The organism is Azospirillum lipoferum 4B (assembly GCF_000283655.1).
In the GTDB taxonomy this organism is placed as follows: Bacteria; Pseudomonadota; Alphaproteobacteria; order Azospirillales; family Azospirillaceae; genus Azospirillum; species Azospirillum lipoferum_C.
The window spans coordinates 2337926-2353582 of the sequence record NC_016622.1 but is presented as its reverse complement, the minus strand read 5'-3'; the positions used below and the strand labels follow the sequence as shown (position 1 = coordinate 2353582).

General features: G+C 66.3%; 13 protein-coding genes. 8 read left to right on the top strand and 5 right to left on the bottom strand.

Annotation, left to right across the window (positions count from 1 at the left end):
* Positions 1-127 precede the first annotated feature (127 nt).
* From AZOLI_RS10865 to cobS, 3 genes are read right to left on the bottom strand one after another with little or no spacing between them, the layout of a single operon-like run.
* Positions 128-664 carry a pyridoxamine 5'-phosphate oxidase family protein gene (locus tag AZOLI_RS10865; protein ID WP_014248684.1) on the bottom strand — a complete coding sequence of 179 codons (537 nt, stop codon included), beginning with the start codon at positions 662-664 and terminating at the stop codon, positions 128-130.
* Positions 665-716: 52 nt separating this feature from the next.
* Positions 717-1361, bottom strand: a complete 645-nt coding sequence (locus AZOLI_RS10860) for a histidine phosphatase family protein (RefSeq protein WP_014248683.1) — start codon at positions 1359-1361, stop codon at positions 717-719.
* Positions 1358-2158 carry an adenosylcobinamide-GDP ribazoletransferase gene (cobS, locus tag AZOLI_RS10855; RefSeq protein ID WP_244442474.1) on the bottom strand — a complete coding sequence of 267 codons (801 nt, stop codon included), beginning with the start codon at positions 2156-2158 and terminating at the stop codon, positions 1358-1360. Before cobS ends, AZOLI_RS10860 begins: the two co-directional genes overlap by 4 nt.
* A gap of 149 nt (positions 2159-2307) precedes the next feature.
* On the opposite strand from cobS, the gene def reads away from it, so the two are divergent.
* The 4 genes from def (at position 2308) to AZOLI_RS10835 (ending at position 7546) form a co-directional block, all read left to right on the top strand.
* Positions 2308-2820, top strand: coding sequence for a peptide deformylase (gene def, locus AZOLI_RS10850; RefSeq protein WP_014248681.1), 513 nt, complete (start codon positions 2308-2310; stop codon positions 2818-2820).
* A 32-nt stretch (positions 2821-2852) separates the two neighbouring features.
* The gene (fmt, locus tag AZOLI_RS10845; protein ID WP_014248680.1) at positions 2853-3809 is read left to right on the top strand and encodes a methionyl-tRNA formyltransferase; all 957 of its coding nucleotides are present in this window, start codon (positions 2853-2855) and stop codon (positions 3807-3809) included.
* Between the two features lie 5 nt (positions 3810-3814).
* Positions 3815-4552 (top strand): tRNA pseudouridine(38-40) synthase TruA, encoded by a 738-nt coding sequence (truA, locus tag AZOLI_RS10840; RefSeq protein ID WP_014248679.1) that lies wholly within the window; start codon positions 3815-3817, stop codon positions 4550-4552.
* 531 nt (positions 4553-5083) lie between these two features.
* A complete protein-coding gene (locus AZOLI_RS10835; protein WP_244442473.1) occupies positions 5084-7546 on the top strand; it encodes a PAS domain S-box protein in 2463 nt (820 codons plus the stop codon).
* Between the two features lie 25 nt (positions 7547-7571).
* Here the strand turns inward: AZOLI_RS10835 and AZOLI_RS10830 are convergent, their stop codons facing one another.
* Positions 7572-8477 (bottom strand): LysR family transcriptional regulator, encoded by a 906-nt coding sequence (locus AZOLI_RS10830; RefSeq protein ID WP_014248677.1) that lies wholly within the window; start codon positions 8475-8477, stop codon positions 7572-7574.
* An 86-nt stretch (positions 8478-8563) separates the two neighbouring features.
* Between AZOLI_RS10830 and AZOLI_RS10825 the strand changes: the two genes are divergently transcribed.
* Entirely contained in the window at positions 8564-9169 is a 606-nt protein-coding gene (locus tag AZOLI_RS10825; RefSeq protein ID WP_014248676.1) for a cysteine hydrolase family protein, read from the top strand.
* A gap of 45 nt (positions 9170-9214) precedes the next feature.
* Here AZOLI_RS10825 and AZOLI_RS10820 read toward each other — a convergent pair whose 3' ends face one another.
* Positions 9215-10825, bottom strand: a complete 1611-nt coding sequence (locus tag AZOLI_RS10820) for an ABC transporter substrate-binding protein (RefSeq protein WP_014248675.1) — start codon at positions 10823-10825, stop codon at positions 9215-9217.
* A 216-nt stretch (positions 10826-11041) separates the two neighbouring features.
* Between AZOLI_RS10820 and AZOLI_RS10815 the strand changes: the two genes are divergently transcribed.
* From AZOLI_RS10815 to AZOLI_RS10805, 3 genes are all read left to right on the top strand, one after another.
* Positions 11042-12061: an aspartate-semialdehyde dehydrogenase gene (locus AZOLI_RS10815; RefSeq protein ID WP_014248674.1), complete on the top strand. Its 1020-nt coding sequence runs from the start codon at positions 11042-11044 to the stop codon at positions 12059-12061.
* 223 nt (positions 12062-12284) lie between these two features.
* A complete protein-coding gene (locus AZOLI_RS10810; RefSeq protein ID WP_014248672.1) occupies positions 12285-13595 on the top strand; it encodes a branched-chain amino acid ABC transporter permease in 1311 nt (436 codons plus the stop codon).
* 555 nt (positions 13596-14150) lie between these two features.
* Positions 14151-15554: a lipase family protein gene (locus AZOLI_RS10805; RefSeq protein ID WP_014248671.1), complete on the top strand. Its 1404-nt coding sequence runs from the start codon at positions 14151-14153 to the stop codon at positions 15552-15554.
* Positions 15555-15657 lie beyond the last annotated feature (103 nt).

Genomic DNA, 15657 nt, shown 5'->3' with positions numbered 1-15657 from the left:
TAACCCTCCCCCACCTTCGGTGGGAGAGGGGACTGCCGCCGCTCTCCCGTAAGGCCCCCTCTCCCGCGTTAGCGGGGGAGGGTCGGGGAGGGGGCATGCGGCAGCAAGTCAGGAACTTACGCGCACCTCACTGAAACGCGATCTTCGCGTTGTCGCCGGGATCGGGCGACTGGCCGGTCAGCTTCGCTTTCACATAGCCATAGGCGTAGACCATGGTGCTCGACGGGCTGTCCCAATATTCGGCCTGATCGACCGACACCTTCAGCAGGGCGACCTCCGGGTCGTCAGGCCCCTGGGGGAACCAGGTGGTCATGATGTCGCGCCACAGGAAGCGGATCTTGTCGCGGTCGCGCACCACTTCGGCGATGCCTGAAACCGAAATGTAATCCTGCTTGTCGGGATTGGCGTAGGCGAGGTTGACGCGCCAATGGCGGTCGATCTCCGCCACCTTTTCGGAATGGGCGCGGGTGAAGAACCACAAGGTGCCGTCTTCGAAACCCGCATGGGACAGTGTCGCCATCGGACGGGAGTTCAGCCGGCCGTTGTCGTCCAGCGTCGTCATCATCGCGACCTGAACGCCCTTCATCATCTCCCAGAGCTTTTTGACGTCGCCCTTGTCGGGGCCCTGGTCGGGGCTGTGGCCGGCGGTGCTGCTATGGACCATGGTCTGCCTCTCGTTCGGTCGCCCAGCGGAGACAGGGGAACGCCTTTTGCCGTCAAAAGGTTCCGGGCAGTGCGTTCACTCCCCCGACCGACCAGGATCCTGTCCCGGCGTGGTAGTGGTCGATCCGGGTCAGCGACCAGGGATCGATCCGCAGCCGCAGCGCCGCCTCCGGCGTCAAATCCAATGCCAGCGCCAGCGCGCCGCGGATGGTTCCGGCATGGATCACCGCGACCACGTCGCGTCCGGCATGGAGGCCGGTCAGCCGCCGCAGCGCCGCCGCCGTGCGCTCCATCACCGTGGCGAAGCTCTCGCCGCTGGGCGGGGCGTGGCGGGCCGGGTCGCGCCAGAAGCGGGCCGCCGCCTCCGCATCGCGCATCGCCGCGGTGTCGTGGCTGATGCCCTCCCACTCGCCGAAATCCTGCTCGGCCAGCTCCGGCTCCACCACCGCCGTGTCGGCAAGCCGGGGGTTACGGGTCCACAGCGCCTGCGCGGTCTGCCGGCTGCGGCGGAGCGGGCTGGTCAGCCACAGGGCATCGGCGGGGAGGCTGGCCGAGAGGGATACCGCCGCCGCACGGTTGCCGGTGTCGGCCTCGCGGTCGCTCGACCCGCAGATGACGTTGTCGGGGTTGTGGACCGGCGCATGGCGGATCAGCCACCAGCGGGTGACGGTCAGGGGGGTGAGGCTCACCGCATTCATGCCGCTGCTCCAATGAGGGCCGATAAGGTCAGCAGCACCGCGGCCTCCGCCACCTGCTGGGCGGCGCCGAAGACGTCGCCGGTCTGCCCGCCGAGATGGCGCCGGGCGAGCGCTCCCACCGCGGTCACCCCCAGAAGGGACGCCGCCAGTGTCGGCAGGGCCAGCCCGCCGAGAGCCGCCGCCGCCACCGCAATGCCGAAGACGAGCGCCAGCAGCACCGTCGCCATCGCCGGCCGGCCCTGCGCCGCGGCCAGCCCGTCGCGCCGCGCTGGGGACAGCACACGCGCCATCGCCGCCAGCCCGCAACGCGACAGGGCGCCCGCCGCCACCAGCGCCGCGACCGCCGCCGGCACCGGCAGGGCCGCCAGCGCCGCCGCGCGAATGCCGACCGAAAAGACCAGCGCCAGCACGCCATAGCTGCCGACCCGGCTGTCGCGCATGATCTCCAGCTTCCGCGCCAGATCGCGCCCGCCACCGAATCCGTCGGCGACATCGGCCGCGCCGTCCTCGTGCAGCCCGCCGGTCAGCCGGACGGTCGCCGCCAAGGCCAGCAGCGCCCCGGCCAGCGGCGGCAGGTTCAGCGATGCCGCCAATGCGAACACGGCACCGCCGGCCAGCCCGACCAGCGCCCCCACCAGCGGAAACCACCCCATCGCCCGCGCCGAAGCTCCTTCGGCCAGCGGTCCGTCGAGCGGGCCGATGGCGGGCAAGGGCAGGCGGGTCAGGAACACCAGCGCCAAGGCGGCGTCCTGGGTCCAGCGCGGGGAAGGGGAGGGGGCGGTGGTCGCATCACGCATGATCGGCATCGACTACGCCCAACCGGCGTCCGGCGCAACCCTGCACGGAGGACGGTTCCGCACCGTTCGCATAGGTCCGATTCCTTGACCAAAACACTTGGTCCGCCTACCTTCTCCCTTTGAACTCCCCCTCTCATCATCGAGCACCCATGGCCCGTCTTCCGATCCTCGTCGCCCCGCATCCGATCCTGAAGCGCAAGGCGCAACCCGTTGCCGAAGTGGATGTGCGCGTCGTCAAGCTGATGGACGACATGGTGGAGACCATGTACGACGCCAACGGCATCGGTCTGGCCGCTCCGCAGGTCGGCGTGCTCGACCGCGTCATCGTCGTCGACGTCCATGAGAAGGACGATCCGCCGAACCCGATCCGCCTTGCCAACCCGGAAATCGTCTGGTCGTCCGACGAGAAGGCGGTGTGCGAGGAGGGCTGCCTGTCGGTGCCGGAGCAGTATGCCGACGTCACCCGTCCCCAGCGCATCCGTGTCCGCTATCTGGATGAAAAGAACCGGCAGCAGGAGTTCGAGGCCGACGGGATGCTCGCCACCTGCATCCAGCATGAGATCGACCATCTGAACGGCGTTCTGTTCGTCGATTACCTGTCTATGCTGAAGCGGAACATCCTGCTGAAGAAGGTCCAGAAGCTGCAGAAGGCGACGGCCTGACCAGCCCAAGAACAGAACTGCGATACGATCCGATGACCCCGCTCCGTCTCGTCTTCATGGGCACGCCCGATTTCGCCGTGCCCAGCCTTGCCGCGCTGATCGAGGCGGGGCATCAGGTCGTCTGCGCCTACAGCCAGCCGCCGCGCCCGGCCGGCCGTGGCCAGCAGGTGCAGAAATCGCCCGTCCACCGCTTCGCCGAGGAGCACGGCATCCCCGTGCGCACGCCCAAGAGCCTGCGCAATGCCGAGGCACAGGCGGAGTTCGCCGACCTCAAGGCCGACGTCGCAGTGGTCGCCGCCTATGGCCTGATCCTGCCGCAGCCGATCCTGGATGCGCCGCGGCTGGGTTGCGTCAACGTGCATGGCTCGCTGCTGCCGCGCTGGCGCGGTGCGGCGCCGATCCAGCGCTCCATCCTGGCCGGCGATGCCGAGACCGGGATCACCATCATGCAGATGGACATCGGGCTCGATACCGGCGCCATGCTGTCGAAGGAGGCGGTGGCGATCACCCCCGCCACCACCGCCAGCAGCCTGCATGACGAACTGGCGGCGCTGGGCGCCCGTATGATCGCTCCGGCGCTGGAAGGGCTGGCCGCCGGCACGCTGGCCGCCGTGCCGCAGCCGGAGGAGGGCGTCACCTACGCCGCCAAGCTGACGCGCGAGGATGGCCGGCTCGACTGGACCCAGCCCGCCGCTTATGTCGAGCGGCAGGTCCGCGCGCTCACCCCCTGGCCCGGCTGCTGGTTCGATGCCGCCAACGGCGAACGCATCAAGGTTCTGGCCGCCGAATCCGCGACCGGCGGCGGCACGCCCGGCACGCTTCTGGACGAGCGGCTGACGGTCGCCTGCGCCGACGGCGCGGTGCGGCTGGTCAAGGTGCAACGGCCGGGCAAGGCGCCGGTGGACGGGGCGGCCTTCCTGCGCGGCTTCGCGCTGGCGGTCGGGCAGCCGGTCTCCGCCCCCGTGTCCACCGAAGCCGTCGCGGACTGACCGACGTGCAGCGCTGGAAACTGACCGTCGAGTATGACGGCCGCCCCTTCGTCGGCTGGCAGCGCCAGGACAACGGCCCCTCCGTCCAGCAGAGCCTGGAGGAGGCGGTGCAGCGCCTGTCGGGCGAGGTGGTGCGGGTCCATGGCTCCGGCCGCACCGATGCCGGGGTGCATGCGCTCGGGCAGGTCTGCCATTTCGACCTGGAAAAGCCCTTCACCGGCCTGAAGCTGCGCGACGCCCTGAACTTCCACCTGAAGCCGGCGCCCATCGCGGTGCTGGAGGTGGAGGCGGTCACCGGGGACTTCCACGCCCGCCTGACCTCGACCGGGCGCGCCTATGTCTACCGCATCGTCAACCGCCGGGCGCCGCTGGCTCTCGACGCCGGCCGGGCCTGGCACGTCACCCGCCCGCTGGATGCGGAGGCGATGCACGCGGCGGCGCAGGTGCTGGTCGGCCAGCATGACTTCACCAGCTTCCGCGCGGCGCTGTGTCAGGCCAAGTCGCCGGTGAAGACGCTCGACCGGCTGGATGTGGAGCGCCAGGGCGACGAAATCCGCGTTCACGCCGCCGCGCGCTCCTTCCTGCACCACCAGGTCCGCAACATGGTCGGCACGCTGGAACTGGTGGGGGCCGGCAAATGGAGCGTGGACGATGTCCGCCGCGCGCTGGAGGCCCGCGACCGCGCCAAGGCCGGGCCGACCTGCCCGCCGGATGGGTTGTATTTCAAGTTGGCCCGCTACTAAAGTTATAGAAAAGATGGCCGAGCCACACTGATGAAAGCGATTGCCGGAATCGCTGCTTAATTGTTCCAAGCCAACAACGATTGTTGTATGAAAATCTTCTGAAGGCGCCTCGATGGTCAGCCGCGGTCATTCAGTGACTTTTCTGAAAACAAGCCAGAAACAGCTGTTGCGTTTCAAAGAATTCGATGATCCGAACAGGTATGCTTTGCCAGGGACGACGGCATCGGCAGGCGGAAGCGGAAGGTGGTTTTGGGAGACTGTCGTCTTGCAACACTCAGATCGACCTTCTGATCCCGTCGGCTGTTCGGCCTGACGTCCGTTAGCTCCGGGACTTGGAAGGGACCCAATGCAGACCGCTTGCGCCGCCGAAGTTCGCCCTCCGGTCCCGATTGTATGATGCAGCCTCCGTCACGCGGGCTCCATCCACAGCCGTCACTGCGGTCGCGCCGGTTGCGGACTTGGCTCATCCTGCTGGTCACGGCGGTGGCCGTTCCGCTTGTCCTTTTCTCGGGTTTCCTGCTTGTCCGGAACGTGAACGCCCAGGCGGAGGAAGCCGAGCGGCTGGTGCGTGACAGGGCGCGCCTGCTGGCCGAGGACGTGGACCGGGAAGTGGCGCAACTGATCGCCGCCGCCGAAGTCCTTGCCACCTCCGAAAGTCTGGCGGTGGGTGACCTTGCCACCTTCCACCGACGTGCCGTCGAGGTGAGGGATCGTCTCGGCACCAACGTGGTCCTGCGCAACCTCTCGAACCTGCAGCTCGTCAACAGCCGCGTGCCCTGGGGAACGCCCCTGCCCGCGAATTCCGGCCTGATAGCCGACCAGCGGGCGATCGCGACGGGGAAACCACAGGTATCCGGTCTCATCATGGGGGGTGTGACGCGCACACCGCTTCTGATCGTCGTGGTGCCGGTGATCCGCGAGGGCGATGTCCGCTTTCTGTTGAGCCTGACCATCACCCAGGAACGGCTCCAGACGATCGTCTCTCCGGAGCGCCTTCCGTCCGGCTGGCGGGCGGCGGTGATCGACGAGGACGGAACCGTCATCGCCCGCTCGCATCAGGCCGAACAGTTCGTCGGCAAATCGCTGCCGCTGGACCTGTGGGCCGGGATGCGCGACGCGCCGGAGGGCATCCATCGCGCGACCAATCTGGAGGGGGTATCCGCCTTCCAGGCCTACAGCCGCTCCCACGCGGCCGGCTGGGTGGTCGCCATCAGCGTTCCCCAATCCCTGATAGCGGCGCCGGCCCGTGAGACGCTCCTGCTGTTCACGGGCGGTGGGCTGGCGTTCTTCCTGATCGGCATCGCCGCCGCCTTCTGGCTCGGACGCCGCCTGATGCGCCCGGTCATGCAACTGGCCCAGGCCGCGGAAGCGGTGGGGGCCGGGCATCTGCCCTCCGTCGACACCGGAGGCATCCTGGAGATCGACGCGGTCGGCAAAGCGATCCGGAATGCTGCTGGCCTGATCCAGCAGCGCGAGGCGGATCTGGCCGAAAGCGAGGCCCGGTATCGCGCCATGGTGGAGACGGCGGCGGATGCCATGGTTGTCACCGACGACGCCGGCATCATCCAGTCGTTCAATCCGGCGGCGGAGCGCATCTTCGACCACCGGGCGGAAGAGGCTGTCGGGCGCAGCGTCCGAATCCTGATGCCGGAACCGTGCTCCTCCGCGAGCGACATCCACATCATGACCTGTCTGCGCACGGGGGAGCGGCGGGGCAGCGGTGCCGGCCGGGACCTGATGGGACAGCGCAAGGACGGCACGACCTTCCCCATCGAGCTGGCCATCGCCGAATGGACCTCCGGCAGGCGGCGCTATTTCAGCGGAACCATACGCGACATCACCGAACGCAAGTCTGCCGAGGATGCCCTGCGCGCGTCGAAGGCCGAAGCGGACCGCGCCAATGTCGCCAAGTCGAAGTTCCTCGCCGCGGCCAGCCATGATCTGCGCCAGCCGGTGCAGGCCATGATGCTGTTCCAGAGCGCTCTGGAGGAGAGGCTCGACGGGCATCCGGCCTCCCGCCTGCTGAAGTCGCTGGGCGAGGCGATGGGGGGCTTGCGGATGCTGCTCGACAGCCTGCTCGACGTGTCCAAGCTCGATGCCGGACTGATCGTTCCAACGCCGGTGGATATGCAGATCGGGCCGCTGCTGAATCGGCTCGGTGCCGAATATCATGCCCAGGCCGCGGCCAAGGGGCTGCGCCTGCGGGTCGTCGGCAATAGCGCGACGATCCGCAGCGACCCGGCATTGCTGGAGCGCATCCTGCGCAACCTCATCGAGAACGCGTTGCGCTACACCGAACGGGGCGGTGTGCTGATCGGATGCCGCAGGCAGGGCGGCAACCTGTACATCGCCGTGGTCGATACCGGGATCGGCATCCAATCCGACAAGCATGAGGAAATCTTCGAGGAGTTCTTCCAGGTCGGCAATCCGGAGCGCGACCGCAACAAAGGCCTGGGGCTGGGGTTGGCGGTGGTCCGGCGCCTTGCCCGCCTGCTCGGTCATCGGATCGAACTCCGATCCTTGCCGGGGCGCGGCTCCGCCTTCCGCGTCGAGGTGCCGGCCGTGACCCTGCGCTCGCCCGGTTCCGACCGGTTGAAAAGCGTGCCGGCCATGGATGTCGGCCATGGCCTGATCCTGGTGATCGATGACGAGCCTCTGGTGCGCCAGGGGCTGCAGGCGATGCTGGAGGGCTGGGGCTACCGGGTGCTGACCGCCGGTTCCATCGAGGATGCCGTCCTGCATGTCGAGAGCGGTGAATGGCCGGCCGCCATCCTCGCCGATTACAGGCTGCGCGGCGGCGAAACGGGCCTGGATGCGATCAGGGCGGTGTGCGAACGCCTGAACATGCCGGTGCCGGCAACGGTCATCACCGGCGACACTGCCCCGGAACGCCTGGTCGAGGTGCGGGCGGGTGGGCACGCGCTGCTTCACAAGCCGGTCGCGGCCAACGATCTGCGGAACGCCGTCGTGGAAATGCTGTCCGTCGCGGAGTGACGCCCGTCCGCCCGTCGACAGGAGATCATCCGTGTTCCGGCGGCTGCTCTCGATGGCCGGCGCGGCCCTCCAGCCGCTCCCGCTCGGCGGTGAAGACCGCCACCAGATGCCCGATCACCGCCCGCACCCGCGGCACTTCGCGGCGGTCGCGGTGGACCAGCAGCCATGCCTCACGGGTCAGCGAGGGGCCGGGCAGCGGGCGGCGTTCCAGCCCCGGCACGCCGTCCGCCAGCAGGCAGGGCAGGAAGGCGATGCCGAAGCCGGCGACCGCCGCCGCGAGCTGACCCTGCACACTGTTGGAGCGGAAGGCGACGCGCCGGCCGCCGCCATGGCGGTCCAGCCACAGCGCTTCCGGCAGCTCCGCCATCGACTCGTCATAGGCGATCAGCGCATCGGGCGCGTCCGGTGCGGCATAGAGCCCATAGCCCAGCGTCGCCAGCCGCCTCCCGACCAGATCGCCGCGCTGCGGCCGGGCCAGCCGGATCGCCAGATCGGCCTCCCGCCGGGCAAGGCTGAGGGTGCGGTTGTCGACGATGATTTCCAGGTCCAGGCCAGGGTTGGCCGCGCGCAAGGGCCCCAGGCGGGGGATCAGGAAGATGTCGGCCAACGCCTGGGTCATCGTCAGCCTGACCGTGCCGGTCAATCCGGCGTCGTCGCCTTCACGGCGGCGAATCGCCTGCGCCCGCTCGTCCATCGCTTCGGCCAGGGCGCGGACGCTTTCGCCCTCTTCGGTCAGGACATAGCCCTCGGGCCGGCGCTCCATCAGGCTGCGACCGAGCGCGGACTCCAGCGCAGCCAGCCGGCGCCCGACCGTGGCGTGGCTCAGCCGCAGGCCGCGCGCCGCCGCCGACAGGCTGCCGGCCCGCGCCAGTTCCAGGAAGACGCGCAGATCGTCCCAATCGAGCGGACCTGTGAATTTCTGAACAGCCATCGTGCAAGGATAGCGGATGGCTGCGCATCGGTGAACGGGGCAGCATCGCTTCCATCAACATTCAAACGATTGCGGAGCATCCCCCGATGACGACCCAAACCGCCAAGACCCTGCGCCAGATCGTCGGCGCTCCGGCCACTCCCGCCCCGCTGGACAAGGCGGTGCTGGTGCTGATCGACCTTCAGCGCGAATACACCGACGGCGCCCTGCGGCTGTCGGGTGTCGATGCCGCCGTGGAGAAGGCGGCAGACCTGCTGAGCCTCGCCCGCGCCAACACTGTGCCGGTGATCCACATCGTCCACCACACCGCGGCGGGTGCGCCGGTGTTCGACCCGACCGGATCGATGGCGGAGATCATCCCGGCGGTCGCCCCGCGCGGGGGCGAGCCGGTGATGGTCAAGAAGCTCGCCAATGCCTTCGCCGGGACCGACCTGCAGGCGGTGGCGCGCGACAGCGGGCGGACCGAGATGATCGTCGCCGGCTTCATGACCCACAACTGCGTCAGCAGCACCGTGCGGTCGGCGGTGGATCACGGCTGGCGGGTGACGGTCGTGGCGTCCGCCACTGCGACCCGCGACCTGCCGGATGGCAAGGGCGGCGTGGTGCCGGCGGCCGACATCCAGCGCGGCGTGCTGACCGGCCTGTCCGACAGCCTCGCAGTGGTGGTGGAGGATGCCCGGGCCTGGGGCTGAAATCCCCTCTCCCCCCGGGGAGAGGGGAATTTCTCTCCCGCATCCTTACTTCTTCTCGGCCTTCCAGTAATAGTTGGTGTCGAAGCTCGGACCCCAGACGAGGCCGCTGACGGTCTTCCGCTCCGCCACCATCTCCGTCTGCTGGAACATGATGACGAAGGGCGAATCGGCCAGGACCGAGCGCTGAAGCTCCTCGTACATCCGGGCGCGCTTGGCGCTGTCGCGTTCCTCGACCGCGGCGGCGGTCTTCCTGGTCAGTTCCGGGATATCCCAGGCGTTGCGCCAGGCCAGCGGCTTGGACTTGGCGTTGTCGCTGTTGTCCGGGTTGGAAGCGAAGGTGTCGGCGTTGGAGTTCGGGTCCTGATAGTCCGCACCCCACTGCTGGATCATCAGTTCGTGGTTGCGGGCGCGGTATTTGGTCAGCACCTGCTTGCCGTCGCCGGGGATGATCTCGATCTTCACGCCGGCCTTCGCGGCGCTGGCCTGGATCGCCTGGGCCATGTCCTGGGTCGGGTTGGTGTTGCGCACGTCCATGCTGACGGTGAAGCCGTCGGGATAGCCGGCCTTCGCCAGAAGCTCCTTCGCCTTGGCCGGATCGTATCTGTAGGGGTTGTCGTTGACGGCGCCCAGGAAGCCCTTGGGCAGGAAGGCCTGATGGACGGCGCCGATGCCGTTCATGATCGTGCCGGCCATGCCGTCGTAATCGACCAGATACTTGAACGCCTCGCGCACCTCGGGCTTGGCCAGGATGGCGTTCTTCTGGTTCAGGCTGAGATACCACAGCGTGCCCTTCGGCGCCTGGACCAGACGGATGGTGTCGCTGGACTTCAGCGGTTCGAACTGCTCCGGCTTCAGGTTGCGCGCGACATCGACGTCGCCCTTCTCCAGCAGCAGGCGCTGGGTCGCCGGTTCCGGGATGTGGCGGATCAGCACGCGCTTCAGCTTCGGCGCGCCGCGCCAGTATTTCGGATTGGCGTCGAAGGTCAGCAGCTCACTCGCCTTCCACTGCTTCAGCACGAAGGGGCCGGAGCCGGCCGAGTTGGTCTTCAGCCAGCCGGCGCCGAAATCGCCGTCCTTCTCCTTGCTCTTCACCAGCTTGGAATCGACGATGGAGCCCACGTCGGCGGTCAGGCAGTAGAGCACGAAGGTCGGCGCATAGGTCTTGTCGGTGGTGAAGACCAGCGTGCGCGGGTCGGTGGCGCGGACCATCTGCTCGACATTGTCCGGGGTCAGGCCGAACTGGGTCAGGATGAAGGCCGGACCCTTGTTCATCTTCACCGCACGGGCGAAGGACCAGGCCACGTCGTTCGCCGTCAGCGGGTTGCCGGAATGGAAGGCGATGCCGTCGCGGATCTTGAAGGTGAAGGTCTTGCCGTCGGGCGACACGGTCCAGCTTTCGGCGGCCTCGCCCTCGATCTTGCTCACGTCGTTGACGTCGAAATGGACCAGCCGGTCATAGACCTGGGCGCTGTATTCGGCCCCCGACAGCTCGAAGATCTCGGCCGGGTCGAGGCTGACGATGTCGTCGAACTGCCAGGCCATCACCAGCGCGTCCTTCGGCGTGTCGGCGATGGCGGGGGCGGCGAAACCGGCGAGGGCGAGAGCGGCGGCACCAAGAACCGTCTGCGCGATTAGGCCGCGCTTGAAGCTGGTCATCCGTGATGTCTCCCTGGAGGCCCGTTTGGGCGCTATTGAGGGCGGGCGCTGTTGAGGAAAGGAATCTTCCCGCCGCCTTCCATGGACTGTCAACCCGGTCGGAGGGCAGGTTCCATGAGAGGACGGGTTGCAATTCGCGGGGAAAGCGCCTAGCTCCTATCGCCTTCCGGCACCATTCTTGTATTCGCGGATATTCGGCAGAAGGACACCACCGTCATGGGCTATACCGTCGCGGTCATCGGCGCCACCGGCAATGTCGGGCGCGAGATCCTGCAAACGCTGGCCGAACGGAAGTTCCCGGCCGACAAGGTCATCGCCCTGGCCTCGGAAAAGTCGATCGGCCAGGAGGTGTCCTATGGCGAGGATGACATCCTCAAGGTCGAGGACCTCAACAAGTTCGACTTCCACGGCGTGGACATCGTGCTGTCGTCGCCCGGCGCCAAGGTGTCGGCCGTCCATGTGCCGCGCGCTGCCGCCGCCGGTGCCATGGTGATCGACAACACCTCGCACTTCCGCATGGACCCCGACGTGCCGCTGGTGGTGCCGGAGGTGAACCCGGAGGCGCTGGCCGGCTATCGCAAGCGCGGCATCATCGCCAACCCCAACTGCTCCACCATCCAGATGGCGGTGGCGTTGAAGCCGCTGCACGACCGCTATAAAATCCGCCGCGTCGTGGTCTCGACCTACCAATCGGTTTCGGGCGCCGGCAAGGAGGCGATGGACGAGCTGTTCACCCAGACCCGCGCCATCTTCGTCAACGACCCCATCGCCAAGAGCGTCTTCCCCAAGCAGATCGCCTTCAACGTCATCCCCCAGATCGACGCCTTCATGGAGGACGGTTCCACCAGGGAAGAGTGGAAGATGATGGTGGAGACCAAGAAGATCCTGGACCCCAAGATCAAGGTCGCGGCCACCTGCGTCCGCGTGCCGACCTTCATCGGCCATGCCTTGTCGATCAACATCGAGACGGAGGAGCCGATCAACGCCGAGGAGGCCCGTGTCATCCTGCGCGCCGCCCCCGGCGTGTCGGTGGTCGACCAGCAGAGCAGCGACGGCTATGTCACCCCGGTCGAGGTCGCCGGCGACAACCCGGTCTTCGTCAGCCGCATCCGCGACGACTTCACCGTGGAGAACGGCCTGTCCTTCTGGTGCGTCGCCGACAACCTGCGCAAGGGCGCGGCACTGAACGCGGTGCAGATCGCGGAACTGCTGGTGCGGGATTATATGGTGGAGTGAGGGGGGCGGGCTGAGCTTTTGCCCCCTCCCTAACCCTCCCCCGCCTTTGGCGGGAGAGGGAACCCCGCTGCTTTCGCAATTAAACTACGTTCACGAACATCCTACCCCCTCTCCCGCGAAGCGGGGGAGGGATGGGGAGGGGGCGCAATGCAACCACTCTCCCACCTTCCCACCCTCCCGAATTGCCGTTAGGCTGAACCACCCCACCTGACCGGGCGGTTCCGTGCTCCGCATTCTGCCGCTGTTGTGCCTCGTCCTGCTGGTGCTCACCGGGTGCGGCATCGATGCCGACCAGGATGTGCTGTGCCGGAAGCTGATCCCGGCCTTCGAATCCGGTCCCGTCACAGAGCTGTCCACTCGCAGCTACGCCGAGGACCGGCGGGTTCTGCGCATCGATTACCGCAGCGGCGACCAGCGCCACTGGATCGCCTGCCGCTTCGCCGGAACCGGAATGGAGGAGGGGCGGCATACCCTGGTGTCGGTGGCGACCGACCGCACCGGCTGGCTGACCGACATGCGCTTCGCCATGCTGCAGCAATGGTTGCGCATCAAGCCGCCGCGCGATGCCGGCGGAGCGGCCCCCGCAGCCGGGCGTGCGCCACCGACGCGCTGGACGCCTGTCCTGTTCCTGGTCCAGCAGATCGTGAATGCCGCCACCGTCGCCTGCGTCTATGGGCTGCTGGCGCTGGGCTATACCCTGGTCTACGCCATTCTTGGCCAGATCAATCTGGCGATGGGGGAGCTGACGATGCTCGGCGCCATGCTGACGGCGATGGCGGCGGCCGGGCTGGGCATGGCCGGCTGGGCGACATGGCCGCCGGCTCTGCTGGGCGTGCTGGTGCTGGCGATGGGCTTCACCGCGGTGCAGGGCTGGACCATGGACCGGCTGGTCTTCCGCCGTCTGCGTGGGGTGCGCAGCCACACGCCGCTGATCGTCGCGGTCGGGCTGTCCATCGCCTATCAGGAGGGGGTGCGGCTGCTGCATGGCGCCCGCGACTGGTGGCCGGCGCCGGTGCTGACGGAGCGCTTCACCCTGTTGAGCGACGGCGCCTTCACCGTCACAGCGCTGATGATGCAGTTGGCGATCCTGGTGCTGACCGGCGGGCTCTATGCGGCCCTGTGGGGGATCATGCAGCGCACCGCCTTCGGCCGGGCGCATCGCGCCTGCACCGACGACATCGCGGCGGCGGAGCTGGTCGGGGTGGACGTCAACCGCACGGTGGCGGCGACCTTCGCCATCGGCGGCGGGCTGGCCGCGACGGCGGGGGCGGTGATCGCGCTCTATTACGGCGGGGTGAACTTCTTCACCGGCTACCTGATCGGCTTCAAGGCGCTGGCGGCGGCGGTGGTCGGCGGCATCGGCTCGGTGCCGGGGGCAATGCTGGGCGGCGCCCTGCTGGGGCTGGTGGAAACCTTCTGGTCGGCCTATTTCGCCCTCGCCTACAAGGACATCGTGGCATTCGGGCTGCTGACGCTGTTTCTGATCTTCCGACCGCAAGGGTTGCTGGGGCAGGCGCGGGGCAGAGGGGACTGAACAACGAAGGGCGCCTTGCGGCTTTCGTTGCGTGGGTTGGCGCTCAGCGGTCATCGGTGCTTTTTCAAATCGTCAGCGATTTTACACGAGCGCGTCAGAAAATGCCTCCTCTGGCCATGGAATCTCCGAATACCAACTGAACTTTCAAATATTATCAGGTGATTCCACATCAATCCGCCGTCGCGTCCATTTTATGGGGGGTAAGGAATCAAAATATAAATTAATGAACAATATTTATGAAAACAAGAAACTCGAAATATATCGATGTAAATATTGATTCATGTGCAAAATCTAAACGATAATAACCTGCCATATAATTATAAATTAAAACCTTTGGTTACTTCTGAGTGCTGCTTTAGGATGTGGGTTTCCGTTCGTAAATTCTCGTCACGAATGCTCGCAAAAAATTACATTTAGATTCACTAAATCAATTGCGCAAGAGAGTTAAAAGAGCAAAATACCGCTATGCGTGTATGACAATATAGACTTTCTCGAAAAGTCATCGAGTCCGCGCATTTCCTGACAGAACAAAAGCAATTCGAACGGAGTGTTGAGATGACCCTTCCCGTTTTCGGCCCGAGCTATAACGCCGTCGAGGCTCTGGAGATTCTACAGATCGCCGCAGCTGCCGACACCTTCGTTCCGCTGAACACTCCGACGGGACAAAGCTCGCTGTTGGACCCGACCCTGTCGGCAAGTGGCGCCCCCTTCGATCAGTCGACCGAGCAGGACATTCCGTCGATCTTCTATCAGCGCTGGCCGGGGGACTGGCAGGCGGCCGGTGGGGGGCAGTGGGGGAACTGGATCGTCGATACACGGCTCGGCAACCAGGCGCTGCTTGCGGGACTGGCGTCGCAGACTGAGATCCCGACCTATTGCCTCGCCTTTCGCGGGACGATGGATTTCCTCAACGCCATCGAGGATTTTGCTGCGCTGCCCGTCACGGCGCTGCCCATCCTGGATGGGCTTCAAACCGTGATTCCGGCGGCGATCTGGAACCTGCTGTCAGCGGACGTTCAAGCCCTCCTGAACACGATCACCCTGCCCAAGAGCTACGTCGATCCGGCCAACACCGTCCTTGCCCAGAACGCCAAGGTGCATCTGGGCTTCCGGCTGGCTCTGGAGGCGATGGACTACCTCCTCGCCGAGTTGCCGATCGAAGACACGACGTTCGGCAAACTTATCGTCCCGATCGATCGCAATTCCCTCTCGGGGCGGATCAGATCGATCCTGCTCAACCTGGGCGGCGGCAAGACCGAGATCAATCTCTATGTCACCGGCCATAGCCTGGGTGCCGGCATGGCGGCCTTGGCGGCGGCCTGGCTGGCGACGCAGCCGTTCCCCGGTTATACGATCAATGTGAAGTGCTACTCCTTCGCGCAGCCGAAGCCCGGCAACGACTATTTCTCCTACGCCACCAACATTCTGTTCCAGCAGAAGAATTTCGGCTTCTACACGCTGCTGAACAGCCTGGACACCGTTCCGCAGGTTCCGCTGACCATCCAGACCTCCGGCGACCTGAATTACTGGCAGGGCATCGAAGCGATCGCAACCGCGGCAGAGCAGAGTTCGCCAACGGCACAGGCCATCATCGGCAAGGTCTTCGACGTCATCGCCAGTCTGAACCTGCCCTATAACCTGAACTACATGCATGCCGGGACGCCGATCATTCTGAACGGCACTCCGGTGACGACGGCTTCGCCGGAAACTGCGGCGGACATCTATACCTTCCCGATGAACGGCGCCGAGACGGTCGGCTATCCGGCCTATCTGGTCAATCAAGGGAGCGGCAACGGCTTCGTTCCCATCGGGCAGTGGACGAATGGTGTCACCCAATCGGCCATCACGATGAACTCCACGGCGTCGGTTCTCTGGCAGCATATGCCCTGGACTTATGAACAGCTCATTGTGCTGTCTCCAGCCTATCAGCTGCTTGCGGGTGAAGCGGCAGCCTCCTGAGTCCCGGCATCGATATGGAAAGGGCCTGCCGCGGTGTCCCACGGCAGGCCCTTGTCCGTTCTCGATCGACGATCCGCAATCGGCTCAGGCGAGCGCGCGCACC